Origin of the sequence: Micromonospora sp. NPDC005173 (assembly GCF_040608515.1) — a bacterium.
Taxonomy (GTDB): Bacteria; Actinomycetota; Actinomycetes; order Mycobacteriales; family Micromonosporaceae; genus Micromonospora.
Genome location: NZ_JBEXIK010000052.1, coordinates 1 through 23,811, shown reverse-complemented (window position 1 = coordinate 23,811; position 23,811 = coordinate 1). Strand labels below are relative to the sequence as shown.

The window sequence follows — 23,811 nt, the reverse complement described above, 5'->3', positions numbered from 1 at the left end:
CGGCGGCGGCCAGCCGTGACACGGTCCCGCTGGCGCAGGCCCGCGGACGCGCGCCGCCTCGTCGAGGCGGGCCACGCCGGGGCAAGCTGATCCTGGAGGTCCGACCGGCAGTGCGCGGGCCCGGCGGTGGGTCAGCGGGTGCGGCGGCGGATCAGCAGCGCGATCCCGGCGAGGCCGACCGTGATGGTCAACATCACCGCGACGTTGAGCAGCAGCAGTCGCTGCAACTCGCCGAGCGCCTCGTCGAGGTCCTTGGCCGGGTCGAGAGTGTCCTCCGGGAGCACCCGCTCGCCGCCACCGACGCCGCCGCTGACCGTGTCGAACTGCCGCTCCAGAGGCACCCCGGCGGTGCGCAGCGTCTCGGACATGCTGAGCCGGCCGAGGAACCAACCGGCGCTCGTCTTGCGCCCGTCCGGCTGCTTCGCCGGCCGGTGGATGCGCGGGCCGCCGACGGCCTTGGGGTAGAGGTCGTAGGTCTGCTTCGGCGTCTCCCCGACGAGCACCACGACGGTGTACTTCGGACCGAGGTTGGCCGCCTTCGGCCCGGTCGGCTGGCCGGTGCGTCCGAGGAAGTTGACCTGGTCGATGACCGCCACCACGTGCGTGGGCTGCGTGTCCGCGCGCAGCCGCAGCGGCTCGGACAGCCCCACGCCGGTGATGTCCACCCCGGCCGGTGCCGGCTTCGGTGCCGCCGTTGCCGGACCGGCGGTGCCGAGCGACAGGAGTGCCGCCGTCAGCGTGCCGGTCAGCACGGCGGCCCCGCGCCTCATCTGTCGGACCATCCCGCCTCCTCGCCCCGTTCGATGGATGGCTTCGCCGTGACGTCCGGATCGATTGGTCGGTGGCGGGACCGACCGGGCGGTCGGAGCCACTCTCACAGAGTCGCAGAACGTCGATGATTTACAGCTTGTGGAACAGTAATTGGAACTATCTGCGATCTCTGCTCGACTAATGAGGAGCTGTTTGATCAGCGGGCGGATCGTACCCTTACGGAGGGGTTCATGGGGGGCAGGGTTACACGTTTGGCGCGGGTCGTGCCAGTGGTGCTCGGCGTGGCGTTCGGTGTGTCGTTGCTGGTTCCGGCGACGCCGGCGGCTGCGCACAACTCACTGACGGGCAGCGACCCGCGCGACGGTGCCCGGGTGGCCACCGCGCCCACCCGGATCGAGCTCCGTTTCCTGGCCAAGCCGGCCCCGGCCACGACGAAGATCACAGTAACCGGACCGGACAATGTGGTCGCTGGCGGCCCGCCGGTCTTCGACGGCAGCCGGGTGCGTGTGCCGTTCCGGCCCGGTGCCGCAGGGCTCTACATCGTCGGTTACCAGGTCGCCTCCGGTGACGGGCATCCGGTGAAGGGCGAGGTGCGGTTCACCCTCACCACCGGCACGGCCGCCGACCCGTCCGCGCCCGCCGGTGGCATCGCACCGACCGCCGCGGCGGCGGGTCCGACCGCAGAGGTGGCGCCCTCGGGGACGCCCGACGCCACCGCGACCGTCGGCGCGACTCCGGCGGGCACCCCGGTGCCGACCGCGCAGGAGAGCAGCCAGCTGCGCGGCTGGCTGTGGACGGTCGCGGCGGCTCTGCTGGTGGGCGCGTTCGTCGTCGGGTTGCAGCGACGGTACCGAGCCCGGCGCCGCTGACCGACGGCGAACACCACGCGCGGCTGGCCGGCCGGGCACCAGCCTGGCTGGCTGGCTGGCGGCCGACGGTCAGACCAGGCGGAGCCGGGCGGCGCGCATTCGGGTCAGGGTGCGCTCTCGACCGAGCACCTCCAGCGACTCGAACAGCGGCAGGCCCACGGTGCGACCGGTGACCGCGACCCGGACCGGCGCCTGCGTCTTGCCGAGCTTGAGGCCGCGCTCGGCGCCGACCGCCTCCAGCGTCGACTTCAGCGACTCGGCGTCCCAGGACTCCAGCGCGTCGAACGCCACGATGGCGGCGTCCAGCAGTTCGGCGGAGCCGTCCTTCATGGTCTTGGCCCAGGCGGCCTCGTCGATCAACGGTGACGCCAGGAACAGGAAGTCGACGTTCGGCACGATCTCGCTGAGCACCGTGATCCGGGTCTGGGCCAGCGGCGCCACGGCAGCGAACGCCTCGGCGTCGAACTCCTCGGGCTGCCACGGCGGCGGCGCGATGGTCCCGGTGCCGGTCAGCCACGGCTGGCAGGCGTCGATGAACTCGGCCACCGGCAGCGCACGGATGTAGTCGCCGTTGAACGCGCGCAGCTTCTTCTCGTCGAAGAACGCCGAGGAGGCGTTGACGTCCTCCAGCCGGAACTCGTCCTCGATCACCGACCAGGGGACGATCTCCCGGTCCCCGGAGGGCGCCCAGCCGAGCAGCATCAGGTAGTTGCGCATCGCGTCGGCGAGGTAGCCCTCGTCCCGGTACGCCTCCAGGGCGACCTTGTCCCGGCGCTTGGAGAGCTTCTGCCGCTTCTCGTTGACCACCACCGGCACGTGGGCCCAGATCGGCGGCTTGACCCCGAGGGCGTCCCAGAGCAGCTGCTGCTTGGGAGCGTTGGGCAGGTGCTCCTCGGCCCGGATCACGTGGGTGATCCCCATGGTCATGTCGTCGACGACGTTGGCCAGCAGGAAGACCGGCGAACCGTCGCCCCGGGCGATGACGAAGTCCTCGATCAGGCGGTTCTCGAAGGTGGGCTCGCCGCGGATCAGGTCGACCACCACGGTCGCGCCCTCGTCGGGCGTACGGAAGCGCAGCGCCCGCCCCTCACCCGGGCCGAGGCCGAGGTCGCGGTGGTAGCCGTCGTAGCCCTGGTACTGCGAGCCGGTGCGGGCCTGCACGTCCTCGCGGGTGCAGTCGCAGTAGTACGCGCGGCCCGAGTCGTAGAGCCGGGCGGCGGCGGCCCGGTGCTCGCCAGCGTTCTGCGACTGGAAGTACGGCCCCTCGTAGCTGCCGCGGGAGATGCCGATCCAGTCCAGCGCGGAGAGGATGCCCTCGGTCCATTCGGGCTTGTTGCGGGCCGCGTCGGTGTCCTCGACGCGCAGCACGAACACCCCGCCCTGCTGCTTGGCGTAGATCCAGTTCTGCAGCGCCGAGCGGGCGCCGCCGACATGGAACATACCGGTCGGGGAGGGGGCGAAGCGCACACGTACCGTCACGTGCCCCAGCCTACGGCGGTCGGCGACCGCTTTTCGCCACGGCCCCCTCTCACGGGACTGAGCGGATCTTGACGACCAGGGCGCTGCCGACCAGGGTGACCGCGGCGGTGACCGCGTAGAGCGTCGGATAGCCGCCAAGGTGGACCACGAGCGGGGCGGAGAGTGCTGGGCCGAGCACCTGCGGCGCCGAGTTGGCGATGTTGATCACGCCGAGGTCCTTGGCCCGGTCGGTGGCCCGGGGCAGCACCTGGGTGATCAGCGCGGCGTCCACCGCGAGGTAGACGCCGTACCCGGCGCCGAGCAGCAGCGCCGCGACGATCGCCATCGGCCAGACCGGCGCGACCGCGAGCAGCAGCGCTGCTACCGCCATGATCAGTCCGGACACGATCACGTAGATCTTGCGCCGCCCGGAGCGGTCCGACAGCCGGCCGGCGACCACCGCGGTCAGCATCATGCCGAGCGTGTAGAGCAGGATCAGCACGAGCAGGCCACCCTCGGGGTCGGGGTGGCGCACCCCGTCGGTGAGGAAGTACAGCAGGTAGAGGGTGCCCAGCGCGTTGCCGAGCTGGACCAGGAACCGGGTGATCCAGGCCCAGGCGAAGTCCGGGTGCCGGCGCGGGTTGATCCACATCGAGGTCAGCAGCGCCCGCGCCCGCAGCGCCGGCCGGTGCGCGCGGGGCAGCGGGTCGTCGGTGGTGAACAGCGCGAACGGCAGTGACAGCAGCAGGATGGCCACCGCGATGGCCAGGTAGCCGGCGGCGTTGCCGGTGACGACGGCGGTGACCAGCACCGCGCCGAGCACCAGCCCGAGCGCCTGCGGGATGCCCACCCAGCCGGAGACCCCGCCGCGCTGCACCACCGGCACCCGGTCCGGGATGGCCGCGGTGAGGCTGGCCAGCATCGCGTTGAAGCAGACCTGTGCGGCGACCCAGGCGAGGGCGACGCCCAGGATGGTCCGCTGCTGGGCCAGCAGCATCAGGGCCGCCGCGCCGACCAGTGCGCCGCCGGCGGTCCAGACGTGCCGGCGGCCGAACTCCCGGCCGGCCACCCGCAGGCAGGTCCGGTCGGAGAGCGCGCCCGCGAGGGGGTTGGCCAGCACCGCGGCCAGCGCGCCCAGGCCGGTGACCACCGCCAGCATGGTCTCCTTGTCGCCCGGCGCGATCTGCTTGACCTGCTGCGGCAACAGCACCTGGATCGGCGTGAAGAACGCCATCCACACCCCGAGGTTGGCCGCGAAGATCAACCCGATCCAGCCGCGCCGCACCGGCACGGTCGGCTCGGCGAGCGCGGCTGGCAGCGACGCCGGGGTCGGGTCGAGGGTGGTCACCGGGCCGACCCCGGCCGGCTGGCCGCGATCACGTCCCGCAGCCAGGTGTACGAGGACTTCGGCGTGCGGGTCTGAGTGGCGTAGTCGACGTGCACCAGACCGAAGCGCTTGGTGAACCCCTCGGCCCACTCCCAGTTGTCCAGCAGCGACCAGACGAAGTACCCGCGTACGTCCACCCCGTCGTCGATGGCGGCCCGCACCGCCCGCAGGTGCCCGTCGAGGTAGGCGATCCGGTCCGGGTCCGACACCCGTCCGTCCGGGTCCGGGGTGTCGTCGTACGCGCAGCCGCTCTCGGTGATCTCGATGGGCGGCAGCGCGTCGCCGTACGTGTCGCGCAGCCAGCCGAGCAGGTCGTGCAGCCCGTCGGGGACCACCGGCCAGTCGAAGGCGGTGCGCGGGTAACCCTCCAGCGGGACCAGCTCGAACGGCAGTGGCGAGCCCTCCTCGGCGGCCCGTACACCGGTTGGGTTGTAGTAGTTGACCCCGAGCGCGTCGATCGGCGCGGCGATCGTGTCCAGGTCGCCGGGGTGGATCACGCTGGCGTCGAAGCCGGGCAGCTCCGGGTAGCCGCGGCCGAGCAGCGGGTCGGTGAAGAGCCGGTTGTGCAGGGCCTGGTACGCCTCCCCGGCGGCCCGGTCGGCGTCGCTGTCACCGAGCCCCCGCACCGGGGAGTAGTTGTTGGCGATCGCCACCGGGCTGGCGGTGCGGGTCCGCAGTGCGGCGACCGCGAGCCCGTGGCCGAGCAGTTGGTGGTGGGCGACCGGGAAGGCGTCGAAGAGCAACATCCGGCCGGGGGCGTGCACACCCAGGCCGTAGCCGAAGCTCATGTGGACGAACGGCTCGTTCAGGGTGATCCAGAGCCGGACCCGGTCGCCGAGCCGGGCGGCGGTCTTCTCGGCGTACTCGGCGAACCGGGCGGCGGTGTCGCGGTGCAGCCAGCCACCGGCGTCCTCGAGCGGTTGGGGCAGGTCCCAGTGGTAGAGGGTGGCCACCGGGTCGATGCCGGCGGCCAGCAGGTCGTCCACCAGCCGGTCGTAGAAGTCCAGGCCGGCCGTGTTGGCCGCGCCGGAGCCGGTGGGCTGTACCCGGGGCCAGGCGATGGAGAACCGGTATCCCGAGACGCCCAACCCGGCCAGCAGCGCGACGTCCTCGGTGTGCCGGTGGTAGTGGTCGCAGGCCACCTCGCCGGTGCTGCCGTCGCTGATCCGGCCCGGGGAGTGGGCGAAGGTGTCCCAGATGGACGGCCCGCGTCCGTCGGCTGTGGTGGCCCCCTCGATCTGGTGGGCGGACGTGCTGACGCCCCAGCGGAAGCCGGCGGGGAACTCGGGCATCGGTGCGGTCGACATGCGCCCTCCCGGTCAACGTGAAATGTGCTCGGGACTCTAGGGCGCTCCGAATGAATGCGCCATAGGCCGGGATGGCGAGATGCGCAATGGTTGATCGGCGTGTCTTTTTCCAAACCCGTCCAGGTACGTCCAATTTTGCGCATAGAGTGCCGATATCGTGGGATGTCCTCACTGGAGGAAGACGGAAATGATCCTCGTGGAACGAAGTGCGCACGTGGCGGCGCCGATTGAAGTGGTCTGGGACGTCGTACAGCGGGCCGAGCAGTTGCCGGCCTGGCTGGCGGGGGTCCGCGCGGCCGAAGTGCTCTCGGGAGAGGGCTTCGGCCGGCGGCAGTTGGTCCAGGCGGGGCGCGGCTCGGCGCATGAGGCCGAGGTGATCGCCTACCAGGAGCCGACCTTGATCGGTTGGCGGGAACGGGCCAAGGGCGCCGGTGCCCGTGCGGAGGCGCGCACCGAGATCTACGTCCAGCTCACTCCCGATGAGGAGGAGGAGGGCGGGACCATCGTGCGGCTCATCGTGGTCCGCTGGCCGGCCGGTCCGGTCAAGGCGGCCCTGCTGCGCCTCGGGCTGCGTCGGGTCGGCGCCGACCTCGAGGACTCGCTCGCCCGGCTGACCGACCTGGCCGCCGTCGGCTGACCGCCGAACCCCGGCGTCACCCGCCCCGGCGGTGGCCCCGGGTCCCCGCCAGGGACCCCGGACCGCCGCCGCCCCATCTCACCCGCCGTCCGCCCGGTCGATCGGGGAGCACGGGGCGAGGGTGCGGGTGCACCAAAAAGGGCCCGGCGCGGGTGCGCCGGGCCCTTCCTGGGTGGTGCTGGGTCAGCTGTCGCCGCCGGTCTCGCCGACCGGGGCGGCGTTGACGTCGTCGATCGCGTACTTCTTCGCGGCCTCGGCCGGCACGGTGGCCGCCACCGCGCCGCTGCGGGCCAACTGCCGCAGCGTGGCAACCACGATCGACTCGGCGTCGACGTGGAAGTGCCGGCGCAGCGCGTGCCGGGTGTCCGACATGCCGAAGCCGTCGGTGCCGAGCGACGTGTAGTCACCGGGTACCCAGCGGGCGACCAGGTCCGGCACCGCCCGCATCCAGTCGCTGACCGCGACCTTCGGCCCGTCCGCGTCGGCGAGCTTCTGCTGGATGTACGGCACCTTCGCCTCGGCGCCCGGGTTGAGCAGGTTGAACTCCTCGGCCGCCACCGCGTCGCGGCGCAGCTCGGTCCAGGAGGTCACCGACCAGACATCGGCCGCCACCCCCCAGTCCTGGGCGAGCAACTGCTGGGCCTTGAGCGCCCACTGCATGCCGGTGCCGGAGGCGAGGACGTTGGCCTTCGGGCCGTCGACCTGCGGTGCCGGCGAGTAGCGGTAGATGCCCTTGAGCAGGCCCTCCACGTCCACGTCGGCCGGCTCGGCCGGCTGCAGGGTCGGCTCGTTGTAGACCGTCAGGTAGTAGAAGACGTTCTCCTGCGCATCCCCGTACATCCGGTGCAGGCCGTTCTCCATGATGTGCGCGATCTCGAAGGAGAACGCCGGGTCGTACGCGACCACCGCCGGGTTGGTGGCGGCGATCAGCAGCGAGTGCCCGTCCTCGTGCTGCAGGCCCTCACCGTTGAGCGTGGTCCGCCCCGCGGTGGCGCCGAGCAGGAAGCCCCGGGCCATCTGGTCGGCCGCCGCCCACAGCCCGTCGGCGGTCCGCTGGAACCCGAACATCGAGTAGAAGATGTACATCGGGATCATCGGCTCGTCGTGGGTGGCGTACGCCGAACCGGCCGCGGTGAACGAGGCGACCGAACCGGCCTCGTTGATCCCCTCGTGCAGGATCTGCCCGGTGGTCGACTCCTTGTACGACAGGAACAGCTCCCGGTCGACCGAGGTGTAGCGCTGGCCGTGCGGCGAGTAGATCTTCGCGGTGGGGAAGATCGAGTCGAGCCCGAAGGTGCGGGCCTCGTCCGGGATGATCGGCACCCAGCGCTTGCCGAACTCCTTGTCCTTCATCACGTCCTTGAGCAGACGGACGAAGGCTTGCGTGGTGGCCACCTTCTGCTTGCCCGAGCCGCGCTTGACGTCGGCGAACCGCTCGGGACCGGGGATGGCCAGCCGCTTGGTGCTGGTCCGCCGGGACGGCAGGTAACCGCCGAGCTGCTCGCGCCGCTCCTTGAGGTACTGGATCTCCTCGGACTTCTCACCCGGGTTGTAGTACGGCGGCAGGTAGGGGTTCTCCTCCAGCGCCGAGTCCGGGATGTCCAGGTAGAGCCGGTCGCGGAAGGTCTTCAAATCCTCCAGCGTCAGCTTCTTCATCTGGTGGGTCGCGTTGCGGCCCTCGAAGTGCGAGCCGAGCGTCCAGCCCTTGATCGTCTTCGCCAGGATGACGGTCGGCTGACCGGTGTGCTCGGTGGCCGCCTTGTAGGCCGCGTAGAGCTTCCGGTAGTCGTGCCCACCCCGCTTGAGGTTCCAGATCTCGTCGTCGCTGAGCGGGTCGGCCATCTTGCGGGTACGCGCGTCGCGGCCGAAGAAGTGCTCCCGCACGTACGCGCCGGACTCCGCCTTGTAGGTCTGGTAGTCGCCGTCGGTCGTGGTGTTCATGAGGTTGACCAGGGCGCCGTCGGTGTCCGCGGCGAGCAGGGGGTCCCACTCGCGGCCCCAGACCACCTTGATCACGTTCCAGCCGGCACCCCGGAAGAACGACTCCAGCTCCTGCATCACCTTGCCGTTGCCACGGACCGGGCCGTCCAACCGCTGAAGGTTGCAGTTGATCACGAAGGTGAGGTTGTCCAGCTCCTCGCGGGCGGCCAGGCCGATGGCGCCCAGCGTCTCGGGCTCGTCCATCTCACCGTCGCCGAGGAACGCCCACACGTGCTGCTGCGAGGTGTCCTTGATGCCCCGGTGCTGCAGGTACCGGTTGAACCGGGCCTGGTAGATCGCGTTGAGCCCGCCGAGGCCCATCGAGACGGTGGGGAACTCCCAGAAGTCCGGCATCAGCCGCGGGTGCGGGTACGAGGGCAGCCCACCACCGGGGTGCGACAACTCCTGGCGGAACCCGTCGAGCTGGTGCTCGCTGAGCCGGCCCTCCAGGAACGCCCGCGCGTACATGCCGGGGGAGGCGTGGCCCTGGTAGAAGATGTGGTCGCCGCCGCCCGGGTGGTTCTTGCCCCGGAAGAAGTGGTTGAAGCCCACCTCGTAGAGCGACGCGGAGCTGGCGAAGGTGGAGATGTGCCCGCCGACGCCGATCTCCGGGCGCTGCGCCCGGTGCACCAGCATGGCGGCGTTCCACCGGACGTAGGCCCGGATCCGCCGCTCGACGTGCTCGTCGCCCGGGAACCACGGCTCGCGTTCCGGCGGGATGGTGTTGATGTAGTCGGTCGTGGTCAGGGGCGGAACCCCGACCTGGCGCTCACGGGCCCGCTCCAGCAGGCGCAGCATGACGTAGCGGGCGCGTTTGGCGCCGCCCTCGTCGATGACACCGTCAAGCGACTCGACCCATTCGCTGGTCTCTTCAGGGTCGATGTCCGGAAGCTGGCTCGGTAGGCCGTCGCTGATCACCGGGCGCTTGCGTTCCGTAGCCACAGGCGTTCCCTCGGTTGTGTGTGGGATAGGTCTCTAGCGCCATCCTGCCCCCTGGTGGCACCCCTCGTCACGTCTAGGTGCCCCGGACGCGATGCTGAACACAGATACCCGTCGGTAACTTAGCGCTACGACCGCCGTTCACCTCTCGTTCGGCCCCCTTGTCGCGCGCCGGGCTTGCTCGGTGGTGGCGGCTCCTGAATCCGCACTGCGGCAGAATGCGACGTATGCGCAGTGACGTGATCACCGTCCAGACCGGGTCCCGGCCAGCCGTCCGGGACATCACCGCCGAGGCCCAGGGGTTCGTCTCCAGCGAGGGCGACGGCCTGCTGCACGTCTTCGTGCCGCACGCCACCGCCGGCCTGGCGATCATCGAGACCGGGTCGGGCTCCGACGACGATCTGCTCACCGCGCTCGACGCGCTGCTGCCCACCGACGGCCGTTGGCGGCACCGGCACGGCTCGCCCGGCCACGGCCGTGACCATGTGCTGCCGGCGTTCGTCCCGCCGTACGCCACGCTGCCGGTGCTCGGCGGGCGGCTGGCCCTGGGCACCTGGCAGTCCCTCTGCCTGGTCGACACCAACGGCGACAACCCCACCCGCCAGGTCCGCTTCTCCTTCCTCCCGGCCTGACCGGGACGGGCCCACCGCTCGCGACGTGAGCGGCGGGCCCGACCGGGGTGGGTCAGGGGCGGGTGGTCTCCCGCTCCACCGTGCGCCGGCCCTCGTCCGCCCCGGCGTCGGTGGCCATGCGGGCCGCCGACGGGACCGGGGTGTCGGCCGTCTGGTGCAGGCCGGGCACCCGGTCCTCGATCACGAACGAGGCACGGGTGTACGCGGGCGCGCCCGGCTGACTCACGTACGGCAGCACGTCGAAGTCGGCGGCGAGCTGCCCCGGGGTGATCGTGGTGCTCACGTACCCCCGCAGGTTGTTCTGGAAGCGCAGGTGCGGGTTGAACGGGAACCACGGGTGCGAGCCGGACGCCGAGTCCGCGCCGTCGCCGCCCGAGGTGATCGACGAGCAGACCAGCTCGCTGCCGACGGTGCGCGAGGCCGGGTCGGCGTAGTCCAGCTTCAGGTCGCTGGCCCAGTGCGCGTGCACGTCGCCGGTCAGCACCACCGGATTGCGCACCCCGGCGGCCAGCCAGCCCCGGGTGATCCGATCCCGGGAGGCGACGTAGCCGTCCCACGCGTCCATGCTGGTGACGGTGAGCGGGCCGGCGTTGTTGTCCCGCTGGGCGAAGAAGACCTGCTGGCCGAGGATGTCCCAGCGGGCGTCCGAGCGGCGGAAGCCGTCCAGCAGCCACGCCTCCTGCTCCGCCCCGGTGATCGACCGGGCCGGGTCGAAGGCCGCCGGGCAGGCGTCGTACCCGTCGCCGCAGGCCTGGTCGTCGCGGTACTGCCGGGTGTCGAGCATGTGGAAGGTGGCCAGCCGCCCCCAGCGGACCCGCCGATAGAGCTGCATGTCGATGCCGCGCGGGATCGAGGTGCGCCGCAGCGGCATGTTCTCGTAGTACGCCTGGAACGCCGCCGCCCGCCGGGCCGGGAACTCCGGGTCCGGCGCCTCCGGCACCTCGTCGGCCCAGTTGTTCTCCACCTCGTGGTCGTCGAAGACCACCACCCAGGGCGCCACCGCGTGCGCCGCCTGCAGGTCGGCGTCGGTCTTGTACTGGGCGTGCCGCTGCCGGTAGTTGGCCAGCGTCCGGGTCTCCGGCCCCTCGTGGTCACGCGGGTTGCCACCCGGGACGTTGTAGGTGTCCGGGGCGTACTCGTACTGGTAGTCGCCCAGGTGCAGGATCAGCTCCGGCTCGGTCTCGGCCAGCCGCCGGTAGGCGGTGAAGTAGCCGTGCTCGTACTGGGAGCAGGAGACGAAGCCCATCGCCAGGGCGGCCGGCATGGTCCACGGCGCCGGCGCGGTACGGGTGCGTCCGACCGGCGAGAGGTGCCGCTCGGCGCGGAACCGGTAGAAGTACTCCCGGCCGGGCAGCAGGCCGGCCAGCTCCACGTGCACGCTGTGCGCCGAGCGGGTGCGGGCGACCGCGACCCCGCGCCGCAGCACGTGCCGGAACCGCTCGTCGGCGGCCAGCTCCCAGTGCACCGGGACGTCGCGGTCCGGCATGCCGCCGAGGCCGTCCTCGGCGAGCGGCTGCGGGGCCAGTCGGGTCCACAGCACGAACCCGTCGTGGTCCGGGTCGCCGGAGGCCACGCCGAGGGTGAACGGGTAGGCCAGTGGCCGGCGGGCCGCCGCCGCGGCGGCCGCCACCGGCAGCCCGGTGACCGCGCCGGCGGCGCCGAGCGCGGCGCCGGACAGCAGGATGGTACGTCGGGACAGTGACACGAATTCCTCCCCAGGGTCCAATCTTTCGTGACTCCGGGAGCCTCGCGAGCCCCGGTGGCCGCCAGGTAAAGGCGAGGGCCCTGGCCCGTCGCCGGCAGTCGAACACCGATCACCGCGATCGATCCGTACCCGGGCCGCTGCCCCCGCCCGGGGCTGCGTCCGGCATCGCCCGCCCCGGCCGGCGTGACCGAACCTGATCGGTGAGCTGGGCGGCCGACGCGATGCGTACGATGGGCGCCGTGGCGCAGGAGGTCGTTCCCGGAGCAGGTGGGCCGGTGGACCGTGCCGGCCTCGCCGCCGATGTGGTGCGCCGGATGGCGCACGTGACCGCCGCGCTGCGGCATCGGCAGGGCTCCGCGTTCGCCGAGCTGGGGCTCACTCCGGCGGCGGCCCGGGCGCTGCACGAGCTGGACCCGGACCGCCCGTTGCCGGCCCGCGACCTCGCCGAGCGGCTGGGCTGCGACCGGTCGAACGTGACGGCGCTGGTCGACAAGCTGGAGCAGGCCGCCCTGGTCGAGCGTCGCACCGACCCGGCCGACCGGCGGCAGAAGACGTTGGTGGTGACCGTGAAAGGCCGCAACGTGCGCGCCCGGGTGACCGAGGTGATGTCCGACTCCCGACTCCTGGCCGGGCTGACCGACCAGGAGTTGGACACCCTGCGCGACCTGGTGTGGAAGGTGTCCGACGGGGGCTGTCCGGAGCCCTGCGGCCCGGAGTGAGTCGACCCGCGCCGACCGTGTCCTACTGGGCGACCAGGGCTTCCGTCGGTAATGCTGTGCGACGTGACCACCCCGCAAGATCTCGACGACCGCTTCCGGGAGACGCTGGCGGCCCTTCCCGCCGCCGAGCGGCGGCGTGACCCCGCCGACCCGGTCACCGACGACGCCCCGCTGACCGGCGCGCAACTGCTGGATCTCTTCGACGCGCAGGTCACCAGCCGGCAGCTCGACCTGGCAAGCCGCTGGCTGCGCAGCTTCGGGGAGGGCTTCTACACGATCGGCTCGGCCGGGCACGAGGGCAACGCGGCGGTCGCCGCCGCGCTGCGCCCCACCGATCCGGCGCTGCTGCACTACCGCTCCGGCGCCTTCTACTGCGTGCGCGCCGCCCAGGCCGCCACCGAGCCGGTGCCCACCGAGGAGCCGGTGCCCGACTCCGACTCGGCCCCCACCGCCGACCCGGAGTCGCCCGCCGACCAGGAGTCACCTGCCGAGCAGGAGTCGCCCGCCGAGCCGGAGCCGTTGGGATCCGAGCCCGCAGCCGAGCCGGCCGGGGCCACGGCGCTGCCCAGCGGCGGGTTCGCGGCGTACGCGGAGGCCGCCCGGGATGTGCTGCGGGGGATGGTCGCCTCCAGTCAGGAGCCGATCGCCGGAGGCCGGCACAAGGTGTTCGGCCGGGCCGACCTGGCCATCGTCCCGACCACCTCCACCATCGCCTCGCACCTGCCCCGGGCGGTCGGGATGGGACTGGCGGTGGAGCGGCTGCGCCGGCTGGACAGCGCCGGGCGGCGCACCGGTGCCGCAGTGCGGGTCGGCAGCGGCGCCACGCACGCCCCGTGGCCACCGGACGCCATCGTGGTCTGCTCGTTCGGCGACGCCTCGGTCAACCACGCCAGCGCCACCGCCGCCTTCAACACCGCCGGCTGGTACGACCACGCCGGACTGCGCATCCCAGTGCTCTTCGTCTGCGAGGACAACGGGCTGGGCATCAGCGTCCGCTCCCCGGAAGGCTGGGTGGAGGCGACGCTGCGGTCCAAGCCGGGCATCCGCTACCTGACCGCCGACGGGGCCGATCCGGTGCAGGCGTACGCGGTGGCGGCGGAGGCCGCGGCCTGGGTGCGCCGGCACCGGCGGCCGGCCGTGCTGCACCTGCGCACCGTCCGGCTCATGGGGCACGCCGGGGCCGACGCGGAGTCGGCGTACCGCAGCCCGGGGGAACTCGCCGCGGACCTGGACCGGGACCCGGTGGCCGCCACCGCGCGGCTGCTCGTCGACACCGGCGTGGCCACGGGCGAGGAGTTGCTGGCCCGGTACGACGAGACCGGCTGGCAGGTACGCCGGCTCGCCGAGCAGGTGCTGGGCGAGCCGAAGCTGGCCTCCGCGGCCGACGTGGTGTCGGCGCTGGCGCCCCGCCGGCCGGTGCGGGTGGCACGGGCGGTGGCCGACGCGGCGGCCCGGGCCAGCGGCCCGGGCGCGGGCGCCCGGGAGGAGGCGTTCGGGGGCAAGCTGCCGGAACTGGCCGGCCCGTTGACCCTGGCGCAGAGCATCAACGCAGCGCTCGCCGACGGGATGCTCGACCACCCGCAGATGGCCATCTTCGGCGAGGACGTGGCCGCCAAGGGCGGCGTGTACGGGGTGACGAAGGGCCTGCGCGACCGGTTCGGTCCGGCCCGGGTCTTCGACACCCTGCTCGACGAGACCTCGGTGCTCGGGCTGGGCCTGGGCGCCGGGCTGGCCGGGATGCTGCCGGTGCCAGAGATCCAGTACCTGGCGTACCTGCACAACGCCGAGGACCAGCTACGTGGCGAGGCGGCCACCATGCAGTTCTTCTCGCAGGGCGCGTTCCGTAACCCCATGGTGCTGCGGGTGGCCGGGCTGGCGTACCAGGAGGGGTTCGGCGGGCACTTCCACAACGACAACTCGGTGGCCGTACTCCGGGACGTGCCCGGTCTGGTGGTCGCGGTGCCGGCGCGGCCGGACGACGCCGCGCCCATGCTGCGGACCTGCCTGGCCAGCGCGGCGGTGGACGGCAGCGTCTGCGTGTTCCTGGAGCCGATCGCGCTCTACCACACCCGCGACCTGTACGCGGAGGGTGACGGTGAGTGGTCGGCCGGCTATCCGGAGCCGGGCGCCTGGGTGGCCGGGCACGTGCCGATCGGCCGGGCCCGGGTCTACCGCATCGGGTCGGCCGACGACCTGACCATCATCACCTTCGGAAACGGGGTGCGGATGTCGCTGCGGGCCGCGGCCGTCCTCGCCGAGGAGGGGGTGGGCACCCGGGTGGTGGACCTGCGCTGGCTGGCCCCGATGCCGGTGGCCGACATCATCCGGGAGTCCTCGGCGACCGGTCGGGTGCTGGTGGTGGACGAGACACGCCGTTCCGGCGGTGTCGGCGAGGGAGTTATCGCCGCACTGGTCGACGCCGGATATGTCGGTGCGGCGCGACGTGTGGCAGGAGTTGACTCGTTTGTACCATTAGGTCCAGCAGCACGTCAGGTTCTGGTCTCCGCGGAAGCCATTACCGACGGTGCCCGTACGCTGCTGGCACGGTAAATTCCGTTCCACCCGGTGCGCCACTTGCGCGCGGACGCACAACTGTGTGGACTTTGCCTGACGGCGTCGCACCGACGCCGCGAGCAGGGACGAGATGAGGAGGCACGCGACAGTGAGCGCGACCGCTGGTCAGGCCGCCGACGGGGTACGCAGCCTGGCGGACCGGTTCGGGATCGAACCGGGGATGGTCGTCATGGAGATGGGGTACGACGATGACGTCGACCAGGATCTCCGGGACGCCCTGACCGACCGCTCTGGAGAGCTGGTCGACGAGGACACCGACGAGGTGGTCGACGCGGTTCTGGTCTGGTACCGCGACGGCGACGGTGATCTCTTCGAGCTTCTCGTCGACGCCCTCGGCCCGCTGGCCGACAACGGGGTCGTGTGGCTACTCACGCCGAAGGCAGGGCGTGAGGGGCACGTCGAGCCGAGTGAGGTCGCGGAGTCCGCGCCCACCGCAGGGCTCCAGCAGACCTCGACCGTCAACGCCGGCCGGGACTGGAGCGGCGCCCGCCTGGTGCTGCGCCGAGGGGTCAAGGGCAAGAAGTAGCCCAACCGTTGCCCTTCGCGCCCGGCGGTCCTCCGCACCGCCGGGTGTGGCTGGCGTGCCGTCATCTCCTGACTCGATCCGAGGAGTTCGCATGCCCGTCGAGGTTGGCGCCGAGGCGCCGGACTTCGTGCTGAAGGACCAGAACAACCAGGAGGTCCGCCTCTCGGCCTTCCGGGGTAAGCGGACTGTGCTGCTGGTCTTCTACCCGCTCGCCTTCACCGGCACCTGCCAGGGCGAGCTGGGCGAGGTGCGAGACAACCTCGACGAGTACGTGAACGACGACGTCCAGGTGTTGACGGTCAGCGTCGACTCGGTCTACAGCCACAAGATCTGGGCCGACCGGGAGGGCTACCAGTTTCCGATGCTGGCCGACTTCTGGCCGCACGGCGGTGTCGCCCAGGCGTACGGGGTCTTCAACGAGGTGGCCGGCATCGCCAACCGGGGCACCTTCGTCGTCGACAAGGCCGGCGTGGTCCGCTTCGCCGAGCTGAACGGCCCGGGGCAGGCCCGCGACCAGCGGGGCTGGCGCAGGGCCCTCGCCGAGGCGGCGGCCTGACCACCCGGGGTACGCCGTGCGCCCGAGCCGGCGGCGAGCAGGGTAAGCTTGCCAGCCTCCGGCCCGCCGTACGGGCGTTCCGGGCGCGTAGCTCAGTGGGAGAGCACCCGCCTTACAAGCGGGGGGTCGCAGGTTCGAAACCTGCCGCGCCCACCCTGCATCACAAACACCGGCCCTAGGATCAGCGATTCGTCCGGGAGTCGGTGGACGGGCTCACCGGCGAGGGCCCCGTCCCGGCTGAAAACGGCTTACTTGTTCACGAGGTTGCGCAGTGCCGCGATCGCCGCCCGATCGCTGACCTCGGCGTAGATCTTCTTGTCGGCGCCGACCATGACGACGTACGGGCACTTCTGGTCATCGCCGTTCATGGCCTTGTCCAGCAGCTTGCGCCCGGTCGCGGCCTCATACACCCGAAGTCGCCAGCCGGTCCGCACCAGCGGCAGCGTCTGCGGCTTCGGGTCGTCGAACTTGCAGTTGCGGATCGTCGAGCCGGTGCTGACCCGGTCGAGGCAGGCCACCATCTGCACCTTCCTGGGGTCCTCCGACGCCCACGTCTGCTCGACCTTCTTCGACAGGCCCAGGTCGTAGTAGTAGCCGTCGTCCTTGTAGCGAAGGCCCGGGGTGTCCGAGAGGAGCAGGACGACCGGGTGCGGAGCCTTGCCGGCGCGCTTCGGCAGCTCCGGGTAGTAGATGTCCTCGTCGCACACCCGGTTCAGGTCCTCGACCTTCTCCGCCGGGTACGCGCTGGCCTGCGGCCCCTGCGCCACTGGCTCCTCGCTCTGGTCGGGCTGACCGCTCGCCGTGGGGCTGCCGCCGGTCGTGGGCAGCAGGGGCGCCCGGGACGCCGGGCTGGCGACCGGGGTCTCCCCGTCGCGGAGCAGGAAGATGCCGCCGACCAGCCCGACACAGGCCATCAGCACCAGCACCACAACACCCGCGACCGCGGCGACGATGATGCCGGTCTGGTTGGGCTGGGCCGGCGGCGGTGGCGTGGGGACCCAGGTGGTGGTGGCCGGCGCGAAGTCAGGAGCCGTGCCCGGACCCGTCTCCGGTGCCTGCTCGTCCTGGGGGCTGAATGCCGCTCCCGCGGCCGGATCCGGAACCGGAGTCTGGTTTGCGTCAGGTTCAGGCCCGGTGTCGGCCATGCGGATGTCCTTTATTCGATCAAGGGGAAGCGCGACTGTACCAAGCCGTTGCGGTGAACGTGACCCCGTGACCTGGGGATCCGCGAGGCTTCATCGCACCGACGAGCCGTTGCCCAGCACCGTCTCTCGCAGGACGTGCAGGGCACCTTCGAACTCGGCGGTGGCCTGCTCGCGCGGGTACCGGCGGTGCAGTTCGGCGTCCACCTCGCCGGCGATGAGCAGCAGCGACGGAAGCGGGCGGCGACCGGCACCGAAGGCGGTCAAGCCGGTGTGGACGGCCAGTTCCAGCTCTCCGGTGCGCGCCGCGGTGGCGGCCAGCGTCAGTCGAGCCTCCGCCACCCGCATCGGCGACCGTTCGACGCCGTCCGGTGCCGTTGCGGCCAAGATCACCTCGGCCGCGTACCGCTCCGTCCGGGTGTCGTCCTCGGCGAGCCGGTAGGCGTCCATGGCGTAGAAGGACCACTTCGCGGGGTCGACCTGGAAATGGTCGTCGGGCCGCTCCGCCATGGGCAGGTCGTCCAGCAGGTGCCGAGTGATTCGGGAATCGGCCGGCGGGCGTACGGTGGGAGGGACGACGGAGGGCTCCGATGATCCCGACGATGATCCTGTTCGGTCTGGCGTTCGGGCGGTGGTGGCGCTCAACGCTCATCGCCGCCGCGCTGCTCTGGCCAGCCCTGCTGCTCGGCACTCACGCGATGCAGATCGAGGTGGGGTTGCTCGGCGCGTCCGGACTGGCCGTGGCCAACGCCGGCGGCGGCGTGCTGGTGCATCAGGTCATCCTGCGGACAGCCCGGGGGATGCGTCGCGCCAGGTCGGCCCGCGTCGGCAGCTCCCGATGACGGCCCGTGCTCCTGGTAACGCCATGATGGGCGGGTGCAGGACACCGTCGCCGTCGCGCTGATCACCGCACTGTCCACGTTGGCCGCCGCAGCCCTGACCGGGTTGGTCGGCTCGTTCAGCACCCGTCGGCAACTGGCTCACCAGCTCACCGTCGCTCGACAGGAGAACGCCGAGCGGCGGGCGACGCGCCGGGACGAGCTGCGGCGGGACGCGTACGTCGGGTTCCTGAGCGCCTGCGACCAGGCGTACCGGCGGTTGGACCGGCGGTGGGTCGAGGCCGGCGGGGACGAGCCGGCGCCCGGCTACGACGAGGCGTACGCGGCGATGCGCGCCGTGGACGAGGCGTACAACCTGGTGTTGCTGGAAGGCCCGGCGGAGGTCGCGTCGGCGGCCCGGTCGGTGCTGACCAGCGTCACCGCGGAGTACGCCGACCAGCGCCGGCTCGGTGGCGAGCCGGGCGACGCGACGGTGCCGCTGCGCGAGCGGCACCGGGAGCGCTGGCTAGCCGCGATCGAGGTACGGACGGATCGCCGGATTTCGTTCGTCGATGTCGTACGCCCGGTGTTGGATCGGGACGGGGTGACGCCGACGAACGGGGGTGCCGGGTGAGCTACGCCGAGGTCAACGGGCTGCGGCTCTGGTACGAGTCTCACGGCGACGGCCAGCCGTTGGTGCTGCTGCACGGCGGCTACGGGTCGGTGGAGATGCTCGCCCCGATCGTGCCAGCGCTGAGCCAACGCCGGCGGGTCGTCGCGGTCGACCTCCAGGGCCACGGGCGCACCGCCGACGTCGACCGCCCGCTGCGCTACGAGACGCTGGCCGACGACATCGCCGCGCTGCTCGGGCACCTCGACCTGTCCTCGGCCGACGTGCTGGGCTACTCGCTGGGCGGCGGTGTCGCGCTGCGTACCGCCATCCAACATCCGGCGCTGGTGCGCCGGCTGGTGCTAGTCTCCACGCCGTGCAAGCGGGCCGGCTGGTACCCGGAGGTGCTGGCCGCCATGGCCACGCAGGACGAACGGGTCGGCGAGCAGATGCGCGGCACGCCGCCGCACCAGCTCTACGAGCGGGTCGCCCCGCGCCCGCAGGACTGGCCGCAGCTCTGGGCCAAGACCGGTGACCTGCTGCGCCGCGACTACGACTGGTCCGCGGAGGTGGCGCGGCTGGTCATCCCGACGCTGCTGGTCTTCGCCGACGCCGACTCGATCCCGACCAGTCATGTGGCGGAGTTCTTCGGGCTGCTCGGCGGCGGGCACCGCGACGCCGGTTGGGACGGCACCGACCGTCCGGCCGCCCGGCTGGCCGTGCTGCCCGGGCACACGCACTACGACATCGTCGGCGCGCCGGCCCTGCCAGCGGCGGTGCTGCCGTTCCTCACCCACCAGGTCGGCGCGACCGCCTGACCCGCACATCCTCGAGCCACCACGCGATCCACCCACGACCGCCGTAGGTTACGGCCCTGACGGCCAGCACCGTGAGGAGACCCGTCCAGAGCCAGAACACCGCATGGATGTGCGCTGAAACCGTCCGCGACAACACGCTCCGCGCGTGGGTCCTGTCGACGATCAGCAAGATTCACCTGTGGGAGCGGCGGTTCGAGGACGCGGCCAACGCCGCCGTACGCGGCTACGGCCACGCCGCCGAGGGAAGCGCGGCGGTCATGCTGGCTTGCCAGGAAGCCGACGCGTGGGCGGAGATCGGCGCTGCCGAGCCGGCCCGAGCGGCACTGCAACGGGCTGAGGAAGCCCGCCAAGGTGCCAGCCGCGACCCGGTAGGTGGCCTCCTAGCCTGCGGCACAGTGCGCCAACACAACTACGCCGGTTCAGTGCTGCTTCGCATCGGCGAGGCCGCCAACGCCATCGAGCACGCCCAGCACGCCCTCACGGAAGCCGCCGCAGATCCCTCGGTCGCCTACGGCACACTGGCCCAAATCCGCATCTGGGCCGCTGCAGCGCACCTCAAAGCCGGCAGCCTCGACGGCGCGGTTTCGGTCCTGTCTCCGGTGCTCGCTCTGCCACCCGAACAGCGACTCGACCCGCTGGTGCACCGCCTGCGTAGCGTCGGCCGAAGCCTCGCCAGCGACCCGTCGCTGCGCACGAGCATCGAGGCCCGCAGTGTCCAAGCAGCCATCACCGAATTCTGCGCCACCGGCGCCGCCCGTCAACTTCCGTGAGACCTGGAGAACCCATGGCAGTCCCGCACGCCACCGACGTCCGTAACCACTGGTACTGGCGACCGGGTTGGGGAATCGGCTCCCGCTTCTACACCTGGCACATCACCTTCGATGGGCAACCCGAGGTCGAGGAACTCGCCGATCAGTACCGGTCCCTGCTGTCCTCGCAGCCCAGCCTCGATGTCATCCCGAACCGATGGCTGCACCTCACCATGCAGGGCATCGGCTTCGTTCAAGACGTCGCTACCGACGACGTCGACGCCATCGTTGCTGCCGCCAGAAGTCGCTGTGCACGGCTGACCCCGTTCAAGCTCACCATTGGCACCCCCCACGTCGATCCTGAGTCCATCCAGATCGCCGTTGACCCAGTCGAGCCCGTGCGGCAGCTACGCGCCGCCATCCGCATCGCCATCGCGGACGTCTGGGGACAGGATCGGGTACCCGAGGCCGCCGAGCCTTACAACCCTCACCTCAGCCTGGCCTACACCAACACCAACACCCACGGCCCTGCGGCACCGCTTATCGAGGCTCTCTCCTCCGCTCCGAACCTCAGCGCGAATGCCCTGATCAACTCCTGCCAGCTCATCGTCCTCAACCGCGACGAGGGGATGTACGTGTGGGAACCGTACGCAACCATCGAGCTTGGATCCTGAGGCCGGTCTCCAGCGCCTGCCGCGCTAGCTAGTCGCCACTGGCCGTGCGTAGGTAGACGGTGCCGTAGCCGGGGCGGGGCTGGCCGAAGACTTGCTCCGGGGCGATCTCCTGGCCACGCAGCTCGGGCGGCAGGTAGTAGGCGTTCTCTCGTCGGCGTGGGGCGTCCACGACTCGCATCGTGGTGTGGCCGCGCGGCGGGGGTCGTCCTCTGCCGCGCAATGCTCACGGGACCAGCGTTCGGGGAGACGGGCTGCGCCCGCCCTGAAGGGGGCGGGCGCAGGTCACGCGGCGCGTGGCGGTGCGGGTTGGTGCAGGCGCAGCAGGCGGGCGAGTGTGGCGGCTTGGTCGACGGTGGGGAGGCCGGCTTCGGCGGCCAATGCTTGGATCTCGGTTTCGGTGTCGGTGTCGGTCAGGTAGCGGGCCATCGACAGCGTCCCCGGCAGAACGGCAGGTTCGGGGTCGGAGTGCGCGGTTGGGGCCTCGCCGTCGACTGTCCGCGTGGGCGGGGTCGGCGGCGACGGGTGTGGTGTGTTCGCGCGTGATTGCTGGTCACGGCGTGTGGCCATGTCCCTCCCAGGACGGCTCGTGACGTGAGGTCAAGGCGTGGGGCCATGGGCATCTCCTTCTCGGTGGTAGGAATTCGCTGACGATTGATCGTCGGGTTCCGCCAGCCGGAGTCGGCGGCGGATCGGCGTGTGGTGAGGGGCCGCGGACGGTACCTCTGGTGACCGCGGAAGTGAAGGCGTTCGCCACTCAGAGCGGCTCGCAGCGGCGTGACGCTGGTGTGGGTGCGCGCGGCGCGCGGGCGCTGTCGCTGAACAGCGCGGCTGGCAGACTTTGGCAGCTCCCGTCCGGCGCGCAGTCCGTTCCGTCGCCTCGGTGCGCGCCCGTACGGCGGGCGACGGCCGTCCGCCCGGGGTTGGCGGTAATTGGGTTCGGCGGCGCGTGCGGCCTCTAGGCCGCCGCACGCGCCGCGTGTCCCGCCTTGCCTCATCAGGCGGCCCGTTCGTCCGGGGCGGGTCGCTCGTGGGTTGGGTATTGGTCATCGTGGCAGGTGTCGGTGTAGGGCAGGTCGATGAGGCGGTGACGGCCGGTACGGCCGGGCCGTTGCCAGACTTGGTGGGCGGGGCTGGCGGCGAGTGCGGTGCGCAGGTCGGCGGTGGTGGTGGCGATGACCGTCTCCAGGCCGATGCCGGCGAGGCGGTGGTGCAGGTTCGCCTCTCTTCGTGCGGAGGGGAGGTGGAACAGCACCGGCCAGGCCCAGGTGCTCATTGTGTACAGCCGCTTGTATTTGATGACCTTGTCGATGAGGACCTGGAGGTGTTCGCCTCCGGTGTCGTACTCGAGGAAGAACGGCACGGACCGTCCGTGCTCGGTCCACACCCCGGCGCCGTCGGGGCGGGGCAGTCCGGTCGGTCCGTGGACCATCATCTGCGGGTTGCCGCCTCGGCGGTAGAACACGCCGGGCTCGTGGAAGGCGGACGCGGGCTGCCACCGGTCCAGGGCCGTGTTGGGGTGGGTGCGGGCGTGGGCGGCGAGGTCGATGAAGACCTGGTTGCCGCCGAGTAGGTGCGGCAGGTCCGGCCGGGCGGTCAGGGACTGCTTGCGGCGGCGGGCCTGGTCCCGGCGTGGTCGTCCGAGCCGGCGTTGGGCGTGGACGTGGTCGTAGCCGAGCTGGTCCAGGACGTAGTGGTATGGGTAGGAGCCGCCGTAGGCCCGGTTGGGTCGGAACCGGTCTGTCGCATGCAGGACGGTGAGGCGGCGTATTCGGCGTTGGGCGAAGTCCAGGGACGGGAACAGTGCGGCGCCGATCTGATCGGTGGTGAGGACTCCATGGTCGTAGAGCCAGCCGAGGAGGCGGTCGTCGCGGGTGGTGATGCTGGCCTGTAGGCGCAGCAGCGGGTCCGGATCCGGTAGCGGTTTACGCATGGGCGGCCCCTGGGGGGACACCCCACACATGAGGGTGTGTCTGGAGCCGGCCCGCACTCCTGAAAGGGGGCCTGACCTGGGCTGTAGGCGGGCTCGGCGGGTCGGTTTGGGGGTCAGGATCAAGGCGGACGGTGCAACGGAGACCGACACCGACGTCGACACGGCCGGCCACACCGGTTCCGCCTTGACAGTGGTTTGACAGCGAGTGCGCCGCAGGTCGGTGGCGACTCTGGTGGCGCGGGTGAGGGTCGCTGAGCTGGGTCAGCATGCTTGTTGCTCCTTCGAGGATCCGAACAGGGGATGGAGAGCAAGGGTGCGCACTGCTCGCCTTGCCGTGACGGGCGGGCCGGTGTTCGCTCTGCCAGGTCGGGTCAGGTTTTGTCAGGAGACGGGCTTCCTGACAGACCCGTGTGCTGGTCTCACGGCGACGGCTATGGCTGACAGAGGTCGCAGATTGTGGTTCTGTCACGCGGCCTCCCGGTGTGACAGGTCCGGCACGGGTGGGATGCTCTCGCCGCGCACGACGCGCACGAGCGTGGAGGCCGTGGCGTTGGACAGTTGGTGCCCGTCCGCGCGCAACTGTCCGGCGAGGGCCTTGCGGGACAGGGGTGTTCCGTGGGCGTCGAGGGTACGGGCGGCGGTCCGGGCGGCCGGGACCAGCGCGGTGATCCCCGGGCCTCGGTCCCGGACCGGTGTGTCCTCGGCCCGCCGGGGCGGGGACCGCCGGGTCCGGGACCGCCGGGTCCGGGACCGCCGGGTCCGGGACCGCCGGGGCGGGGACCACGGCGATGCAGTCCCGGACCGGGCCAGTGTTCGTGGGGACCGGCAGTGGCGGTGCGGGGACCGGCTCGCGGGTGTCCGGGACCGCGGCGTCCGCGATCAGCGGCGGTCCTGGGGCGACCCGCGTGGGCGGGTCGGTGCGCTCGGGTGGGGCGGGGTCGGCGCGGCCGAGGGCGATCTTCACCATCGTCAGGAAGCCGAGCGCCGGCAGCGCGGCGGCGATCCAGCCG

The 23,811-nt window shown here is 71.6% G+C and carries 23 protein-coding genes and 1 tRNA gene; 13 read left to right on the top strand and 11 right to left on the bottom strand.

Annotation, left to right across the window (positions count from 1 at the left end; all coding sequences use genetic code 11):
• Nucleotides 1-131: 131 nt before the first annotated feature.
• Entirely contained in the window at nucleotides 132-782 is a 651-nt protein-coding gene (locus ABZV00_RS32620; RefSeq protein WP_355613364.1) for a hypothetical protein, read from the bottom strand.
• Between the two features lie 240 nt (nucleotides 783-1,022).
• Between ABZV00_RS32620 and ABZV00_RS32615 the strand changes: the two genes are divergently transcribed.
• Nucleotides 1,023-1,640: a copper resistance CopC family protein gene (locus tag ABZV00_RS32615; protein ID WP_355613362.1), complete on the top strand. Its 618-nt coding sequence runs from the start codon at nucleotides 1,023-1,025 to the stop codon at nucleotides 1,638-1,640.
• A 69-nt stretch (nucleotides 1,641-1,709) separates the two neighbouring features.
• Here ABZV00_RS32615 and gltX read toward each other — a convergent pair whose 3' ends face one another.
• Genes gltX through ABZV00_RS32600 form a run of 3 tightly spaced genes read right to left on the bottom strand, consistent with a single transcriptional unit; the run spans nucleotide 1,710 to nucleotide 5,792 of the window.
• Nucleotides 1,710-3,119, bottom strand: coding sequence for a glutamate--tRNA ligase (gene gltX, locus ABZV00_RS32610; RefSeq protein ID WP_355613360.1), 1,410 nt, complete (start codon nucleotides 3,117-3,119; stop codon nucleotides 1,710-1,712).
• Between the two features lie 49 nt (nucleotides 3,120-3,168).
• On the bottom strand, nucleotides 3,169-4,446 hold the full coding sequence (locus tag ABZV00_RS32605) for an MFS transporter (protein WP_355613358.1): 1,278 nt from the start codon (nucleotides 4,444-4,446) through the stop codon (nucleotides 3,169-3,171).
• Nucleotides 4,443-5,792 carry a GH1 family beta-glucosidase gene (locus ABZV00_RS32600; RefSeq protein WP_355613356.1) on the bottom strand — a complete coding sequence of 450 codons (1,350 nt, stop codon included), beginning with the start codon at nucleotides 5,790-5,792 and terminating at the stop codon, nucleotides 4,443-4,445. The genes ABZV00_RS32605 and ABZV00_RS32600 overlap by 4 nt, the downstream gene beginning before the upstream one ends.
• Before the next feature lie 187 nt (nucleotides 5,793-5,979).
• On the opposite strand from ABZV00_RS32600, the gene ABZV00_RS32595 reads away from it, so the two are divergent.
• Nucleotides 5,980-6,429: an SRPBCC domain-containing protein gene (locus ABZV00_RS32595; protein WP_328419066.1), complete on the top strand. Its 450-nt coding sequence runs from the start codon at nucleotides 5,980-5,982 to the stop codon at nucleotides 6,427-6,429.
• Nucleotides 6,430-6,612: 183 nt separating this feature from the next.
• Here ABZV00_RS32595 and aceE read toward each other — a convergent pair whose 3' ends face one another.
• Complete coding sequence (gene aceE, locus ABZV00_RS32590; RefSeq protein ID WP_328419065.1) at nucleotides 6,613-9,351, bottom strand: pyruvate dehydrogenase (acetyl-transferring), homodimeric type; 2,739 nt, start codon at nucleotides 9,349-9,351, stop codon at nucleotides 6,613-6,615.
• Between the two features lie 224 nt (nucleotides 9,352-9,575).
• On the opposite strand from aceE, the gene ABZV00_RS32585 reads away from it, so the two are divergent.
• Nucleotides 9,576-9,980 (top strand): YjbQ family protein, encoded by a 405-nt coding sequence (locus tag ABZV00_RS32585; RefSeq protein WP_355613354.1) that lies wholly within the window; start codon nucleotides 9,576-9,578, stop codon nucleotides 9,978-9,980.
• Between the two features lie 52 nt (nucleotides 9,981-10,032).
• Here ABZV00_RS32585 and ABZV00_RS32580 read toward each other — a convergent pair whose 3' ends face one another.
• Entirely contained in the window at nucleotides 10,033-11,685 is a 1,653-nt protein-coding gene (locus ABZV00_RS32580; RefSeq protein ID WP_355613352.1) for an alkaline phosphatase D family protein, read from the bottom strand.
• 314 nt (nucleotides 11,686-11,999) lie between these two features.
• Here ABZV00_RS32580 and ABZV00_RS32575 point away from each other — a divergent pair, with 314 nt between their 5' ends.
• From ABZV00_RS32575 to ABZV00_RS32555, 5 genes are all read left to right on the top strand, one after another.
• Entirely contained in the window at nucleotides 12,000-12,404 is a 405-nt protein-coding gene (locus tag ABZV00_RS32575; RefSeq protein WP_355613399.1) for a MarR family winged helix-turn-helix transcriptional regulator, read from the top strand.
• A 51-nt stretch (nucleotides 12,405-12,455) separates the two neighbouring features.
• Nucleotides 12,456-14,954: a thiamine pyrophosphate-dependent enzyme gene (locus ABZV00_RS32570; RefSeq protein ID WP_355613350.1), complete on the top strand. Its 2,499-nt coding sequence runs from the start codon at nucleotides 12,456-12,458 to the stop codon at nucleotides 14,952-14,954.
• A 112-nt stretch (nucleotides 14,955-15,066) separates the two neighbouring features.
• Nucleotides 15,067-15,504, top strand: a complete 438-nt coding sequence (locus ABZV00_RS32565) for a DUF3052 domain-containing protein (RefSeq protein ID WP_328419061.1) — start codon at nucleotides 15,067-15,069, stop codon at nucleotides 15,502-15,504.
• 91 nt (nucleotides 15,505-15,595) lie between these two features.
• Complete coding sequence (locus ABZV00_RS32560; protein WP_355613348.1) at nucleotides 15,596-16,060, top strand: peroxiredoxin; 465 nt, start codon at nucleotides 15,596-15,598, stop codon at nucleotides 16,058-16,060.
• A gap of 81 nt (nucleotides 16,061-16,141) precedes the next feature.
• Nucleotides 16,142-16,213, top strand: a tRNA-Val gene (locus tag ABZV00_RS32555).
• Nucleotides 16,214-16,308: 95 nt separating this feature from the next.
• Here the strand turns inward: ABZV00_RS32555 and ABZV00_RS32550 are convergent.
• Together ABZV00_RS32550 and ABZV00_RS32545 are read right to left on the bottom strand one after the other, a co-directional pair.
• Nucleotides 16,309-17,205, bottom strand: coding sequence for a hypothetical protein (locus ABZV00_RS32550; RefSeq protein WP_355613346.1), 897 nt, complete (start codon nucleotides 17,203-17,205; stop codon nucleotides 16,309-16,311).
• Between the two features lie 90 nt (nucleotides 17,206-17,295).
• On the bottom strand, nucleotides 17,296-17,712 hold the full coding sequence (locus ABZV00_RS32545; RefSeq protein ID WP_355613344.1) for a tetratricopeptide repeat protein: 417 nt from the start codon (nucleotides 17,710-17,712) through the stop codon (nucleotides 17,296-17,298).
• 80 nt (nucleotides 17,713-17,792) lie between these two features.
• Between ABZV00_RS32545 and ABZV00_RS32540 the strand changes: the two genes are divergently transcribed.
• The 5 genes from ABZV00_RS32540 to ABZV00_RS32520 all read left to right on the top strand — a co-directional run bounded on the left by ABZV00_RS32540 (nucleotide 17,793) and on the right by ABZV00_RS32520 (nucleotide 20,871).
• Nucleotides 17,793-18,044: a hypothetical protein gene (locus ABZV00_RS32540; RefSeq protein ID WP_328419057.1), complete on the top strand. Its 252-nt coding sequence runs from the start codon at nucleotides 17,793-17,795 to the stop codon at nucleotides 18,042-18,044.
• Between the two features lie 34 nt (nucleotides 18,045-18,078).
• Nucleotides 18,079-18,654: a hypothetical protein gene (locus ABZV00_RS32535; RefSeq protein ID WP_355613342.1), complete on the top strand. Its 576-nt coding sequence runs from the start codon at nucleotides 18,079-18,081 to the stop codon at nucleotides 18,652-18,654.
• On the top strand, nucleotides 18,651-19,448 hold the full coding sequence (locus ABZV00_RS32530; protein ID WP_355613340.1) for an alpha/beta fold hydrolase: 798 nt from the start codon (nucleotides 18,651-18,653) through the stop codon (nucleotides 19,446-19,448). Before ABZV00_RS32535 ends, ABZV00_RS32530 begins: the two co-directional genes overlap by 4 nt.
• Before the next feature lie 107 nt (nucleotides 19,449-19,555).
• Nucleotides 19,556-20,218, top strand: coding sequence for a hypothetical protein (locus tag ABZV00_RS32525; RefSeq protein WP_355613338.1), 663 nt, complete (start codon nucleotides 19,556-19,558; stop codon nucleotides 20,216-20,218).
• Between the two features lie 14 nt (nucleotides 20,219-20,232).
• Entirely contained in the window at nucleotides 20,233-20,871 is a 639-nt protein-coding gene (locus ABZV00_RS32520) for a 2'-5' RNA ligase family protein (RefSeq protein WP_355613336.1), read from the top strand.
• A gap of 28 nt (nucleotides 20,872-20,899) precedes the next feature.
• Here the strand turns inward: ABZV00_RS32520 and ABZV00_RS32515 are convergent, their stop codons facing one another.
• The 3 genes from ABZV00_RS32515 to ABZV00_RS32505 all read right to left on the bottom strand — a co-directional run bounded on the left by ABZV00_RS32515 (nucleotide 20,900) and on the right by ABZV00_RS32505 (nucleotide 22,801).
• Nucleotides 20,900-21,040: a hypothetical protein gene (locus ABZV00_RS32515; RefSeq protein ID WP_355613334.1), complete on the bottom strand. Its 141-nt coding sequence runs from the start codon at nucleotides 21,038-21,040 to the stop codon at nucleotides 20,900-20,902.
• Between the two features lie 113 nt (nucleotides 21,041-21,153).
• Complete coding sequence (locus tag ABZV00_RS32510) at nucleotides 21,154-21,297, bottom strand: hypothetical protein (protein ID WP_355613332.1); 144 nt, start codon at nucleotides 21,295-21,297, stop codon at nucleotides 21,154-21,156.
• A 568-nt stretch (nucleotides 21,298-21,865) separates the two neighbouring features.
• Nucleotides 21,866-22,801, bottom strand: a complete 936-nt coding sequence (locus ABZV00_RS32505; RefSeq protein WP_355613330.1) for a replication-relaxation family protein — start codon at nucleotides 22,799-22,801, stop codon at nucleotides 21,866-21,868.
• Nucleotides 22,802-23,811: the final 1,010 nt, after the last annotated feature.

Bases quoted from the DNA above. Each gene is read 5' to 3' on its own strand.
- ABZV00_RS32620 (WP_355613364.1), bottom strand. From the start codon at position 782: ATGGTCCGACAGATGAGGCGCGGGGCCGCCGTGCTGACCGGCACGCTG.
- ABZV00_RS32600 (WP_355613356.1), bottom strand. From the start codon at position 5,792: ATGTCGACCGCACCGATGCCCGAGTTCCCCGCCGGCTTCCGCTGGGGC.
- ABZV00_RS32505 (WP_355613330.1), bottom strand. From the start codon at position 22,801: ATGCGTAAACCGCTACCGGATCCGGACCCGCTGCTGCGCCTACAGGCC.
- ABZV00_RS32560 (WP_355613348.1), top strand. From the start codon at position 15,596: ATGCCCGTCGAGGTTGGCGCCGAGGCGCCGGACTTCGTGCTGAAGGAC.
- ABZV00_RS32595 (WP_328419066.1), top strand. From the start codon at position 5,980: ATGATCCTCGTGGAACGAAGTGCGCACGTGGCGGCGCCGATTGAAGTG.
- ABZV00_RS32550 (WP_355613346.1), bottom strand. From the start codon at position 17,205: ATGGCCGACACCGGGCCTGAACCTGACGCAAACCAGACTCCGGTTCCG.
- ABZV00_RS32510 (WP_355613332.1), bottom strand. From the start codon at position 21,297: ATGGCCCGCTACCTGACCGACACCGACACCGAAACCGAGATCCAAGCA.
- ABZV00_RS32525 (WP_355613338.1), top strand. From the start codon at position 19,556: ATGTGCGCTGAAACCGTCCGCGACAACACGCTCCGCGCGTGGGTCCTG.
- ABZV00_RS32540 (WP_328419057.1), top strand. From the start codon at position 17,793: ATGATCCCGACGATGATCCTGTTCGGTCTGGCGTTCGGGCGGTGGTGG.
- ABZV00_RS32585 (WP_355613354.1), top strand. From the start codon at position 9,576: ATGCGCAGTGACGTGATCACCGTCCAGACCGGGTCCCGGCCAGCCGTC.
- ABZV00_RS32520 (WP_355613336.1), top strand. From the start codon at position 20,233: ATGGCAGTCCCGCACGCCACCGACGTCCGTAACCACTGGTACTGGCGA.
- ABZV00_RS32570 (WP_355613350.1), top strand. From the start codon at position 12,456: ATGCTGTGCGACGTGACCACCCCGCAAGATCTCGACGACCGCTTCCGG.
- ABZV00_RS32575 (WP_355613399.1), top strand. From the start codon at position 12,000: ATGGCGCACGTGACCGCCGCGCTGCGGCATCGGCAGGGCTCCGCGTTC.
- ABZV00_RS32545 (WP_355613344.1), bottom strand. From the start codon at position 17,712: ATGGCGGAGCGGCCCGACGACCATTTCCAGGTCGACCCCGCGAAGTGG.